Origin of the sequence: Bacteroides caecigallinarum, from assembly GCF_021531075.1 — a bacterium.
Lineage (GTDB): Bacteria > Bacteroidota > Bacteroidia > Bacteroidales > Bacteroidaceae > Phocaeicola > Phocaeicola caecigallinarum_B.
Genome location: NZ_JADYTJ010000146.1, coordinates 1 through 723 on the forward strand (window position 1 = coordinate 1; position 723 = coordinate 723).

A 723-nucleotide genomic window follows, 5' to 3' on the forward strand; every position below is an offset into this window, starting at 1 on the left:
GGTAATAAAGCTATTATACCTACTCCTATCAATAATGTTCCAAAGCATCCTTTAGAAGAAGCGTCTTTAGTGTTACGTGAGATTAAATACCCAATAGGAATAGCCACAAAAGCAATTATAAATCCTATTACTATTTCATTACCATCTGGTAATCCAAGGTCAAAGTGGTCATATAACCTACCTTTTGGGCTATGTGAATTTAATGGTAGAAATAACATTAAACCACAAAACGACAATAAATATCTCATAACATATTATCATTTGTAGCCATACCATAAAAAAAGGTGTGAGTCAATCCCCATTGTCTATTCGGAGGTATCGCCAAACACCTATAACCTACAACAAGGAAAGCCCACACCTTATGGTATGAACATTCACTCCCTTGCTTTTGAGGTTAAATTCTTCTAATTGGCGATTTTCCGAATAACATCAAGCAAGAAGCAAACACTTCTTTTTTCTAATATGTCTTAGTTAAACTTTTATTTCATTAGCAAATCATTATTGTTTCATTTCGCAAAAATATAAAATTTTTCATGTATGCAAATATGATGTTGCTACTTTTTGATATAACCAAAAATATTAGATACCATAGGTATGGGCTAAATCTTAATTGTATTACAAAGGTAGTTTTATTCCTGTAATTATTATAAAAAGGCTTTAAATTTAATAAATAAGTTACCAATCCAAAATTTCAGCCATAACATATAATCCAAACAATGTCAT

The 723-nt window shown here is 30.4% G+C and carries 1 protein-coding gene; it reads right to left on the bottom strand.

The window, feature by feature from the left end:
- Nucleotides 1-248: hypothetical protein (locus I6E11_RS14775; protein ID WP_235338846.1), on the bottom strand; the 248-nt coding region annotated here is incomplete at its 3' end.
- Nucleotides 249-723 lie beyond the last annotated feature (475 nt).